Origin of the sequence: Streptomonospora alba, from assembly GCF_000826685.1 — a bacterium.
In the GTDB taxonomy this organism is placed as follows: Bacteria; Actinomycetota; Actinomycetes; order Streptosporangiales; family Streptosporangiaceae; genus Streptomonospora; species Streptomonospora alba.
The window spans coordinates 1-2,194 of sequence record NZ_JROO01000081.1 but is presented as its reverse complement, the minus strand read 5'-3'; the positions used below and the strand labels follow the sequence as shown (position 1 = coordinate 2,194).

Here is a 2,194-nt window from a genome sequence, read left to right as displayed (position 1 = left end):
GGAGCCCAGGATGAGCCAGACGAGGAGCACAATCCCTGCGACAACGGCGATGGCGACCGCCCACGCGGTCAGGATCAGCCATCCCAACCACACCGACACCCCGTGGGCTTGGGAGCGAACCAGAACGGCCGCGGCCACGAGGACGGCGGCGAAGAACAGCCCCCGCAGGATGCGCCCCAGCGGCAGTTCCTCGGGCAGCAGATCGGCCAGGAAGGGGATCAGGGGCCAGGCGGTGATCGTGAGCGCGGGCAGTGCCACGGCGGTGAGCGCGATCGCCGTCCACTGGCGGGGGGTGGGTAAGCGCATGGCCGTCACCGTAGGCCGCCCGCTGCCGGTATGAGCACGAATTGCCGCATCCCGGCCAACAACACCGTCACCGCGCGCCGGCCGGTACACGACAGGGCCGCTCCAGCGTCGATACGGAACTCTCTTGCGCTACAGCAAGGAGTCCTAATTGGTCGTGAGGCCACCTCCTACGCACGGCTGTTCGCTGCCCGCCTCCGATGACGGGGGATCATCCCGCGTTTAGCGCGCCTTCCACTTCAACGAAAGAGGAATACGATCCTTTCCTTTCGTGTATCTCTTAACTGCGAATGAACGCGCAGCGCAGAAATACACTAGTGTCCGCAAGCGGCCCCGCGCGATTGTTCCACGGTCGTCCCGGAAAGCACACACGTGGCCCAAAAACGCCCAACTAAAGAGGTGTCTTCTTTAATGCGGACGATCCCCCGCGTCGCGGCCGCTGCCGGTGCCGCGGCTCTGGCCTGCACCCTGGCTCCGACCGCAGCAGCAGCCGATGAGGCGGCCCCGGCGCCCCGGGTGGTGGAGAAGCAGCCCACTGAGGCCGGCGCCACGACCCTGACCTACAACAACGGCTCCACCTTCACCTCCAGCGCCGTGCTCGACGGCTCCTTCAACTGGACCGCGGAGTTCGACGTCGGCATCTACTCCCGCACCTACTCCAGCCCCAACAACGGCACCCACACGGTCGAGGTGGACTCGATCACCAACTGCCCGCCGGCCTACGGCACCGCCCTGATCCGCCTGGAGCGCGACGAGCTGATCGGCTGGTCCACCGAGGGCACCCGCACCATCGACTGCAGCGGTGGCACGGCCCGCCCCGCCACCACGGCCAGCTCAAGCCCGCGCCCAGCAGTGCCCCGGCCACGTTGAGCAGCACGTCATCCACGGAGGCAACGTGGCCGGTGCCCAGCGCGTACTGCAGGATCTCCACGCCGGCCGAGAGCGCCGCGGCCGCGGCCCCTACGCGCAGCCATCGGGCTAGGCGCCGCCCGTAGGCCAGCGGCAGCAGCGCGCCCAGCGGGACGAACAGCGCGATGTTGCCCCCACTCTGATACAGCGTGGTCAAACCCAGACCGTTGCCCAGCATTCCGGTGAAGGGCACCAGCACCACGCCGCCCCCGCTGCCCGGGTTGAACAGGGTCAGCGCGAAGACCGGCAGCAGCGTGCAGGGCGCGAGCACGTCGGCGGCGCTGTCGAGCATGGCGCGCGCCGCGGACCGGCCCCGGCGGATGCGCCACCACGCCAGCGCGGCGACGACCAGCGCCACTGCGGGCGAAAAAACAAGCGCCGCATCCAGGACGACGGTGACCGAAGAAAAACCCATAGGAGAGATCCCACCATACATTTCCCGCCGACCGGAGTCAGGGCGCCGGAAAAGAAGCACACGCGGCACGTCGGATTATTAGCCGCGTAACCAGGGCGCATATTTCCGCTGCAGGAAACCAGCCGATGACGGGGGTGCCGGGCCCCACCCGCTCGCCGCTCATCGCGATCCGCGGGGCCATCCTGGAGGCCCGCGCCCGCGGCACCGAGCCGCGATCGCGGCTGCCTCAGCGGCCGACCCCCGGCCGGCGCCACTCTCTTCTGACCGGCATTGGAGGCGGGCCGCGGTCGGTGCGGCGCTCGCGCGCTCGCGGCCGCGGGCTTCATGGCTTCGGTGCTCCTGAAGCTACGGCGAGCCGCCAAGTTACCCGTGGGTAGCCCCGAGGGCCGGTGTCCTACTTCGAGGCAAGACCAGCATGCGGCTGTTCCGCAAGATGAGTGACATCGAAGCGACCGTCAGCCCTCTCGTATCCTGCGCCCCCTGAGGGGCGGGCTTTTCATGTCTGACCACCGATATGGCCCGTTGTCGGGCGGGTCAGCAGCGGTCCGGCGCTCGGCGTCCGGTCAC

The 2,194-nt window shown here is 68.8% G+C and carries 1 protein-coding gene and 2 pseudogenes; 1 reads left to right on the top strand and 2 read right to left on the bottom strand.

What is annotated here, in order from left to right:
• Positions 1–306: pseudogene (locus tag LP52_RS25340) on the bottom strand (pentapeptide repeat-containing protein); the annotation flags it as partial.
• 408 nt (positions 307–714) lie between these two features.
• On the opposite strand from LP52_RS25340, the gene LP52_RS28620 reads away from it, so the two are divergent.
• The gene (locus LP52_RS28620; RefSeq protein WP_040276943.1) at positions 715–1,173 is read left to right on the top strand and encodes a hypothetical protein; all 459 of its coding nucleotides are present in this window, start codon (positions 715–717) and stop codon (positions 1,171–1,173) included.
• Between the two features lie 22 nt (positions 1,174–1,195).
• Here LP52_RS28620 and LP52_RS29070 read toward each other — a convergent pair.
• Positions 1,196–1,390: pseudogene (locus tag LP52_RS29070) on the bottom strand (VanZ family protein); the annotation flags it as partial.
• Positions 1,391–2,194: the final 804 nt, after the last annotated feature.

Bases quoted from the DNA above. Each gene is read 5' to 3' on its own strand.
- LP52_RS28620 (WP_040276943.1), top strand. From the start codon at position 715: ATGCGGACGATCCCCCGCGTCGCGGCCGCTGCCGGTGCCGCGGCTCTG.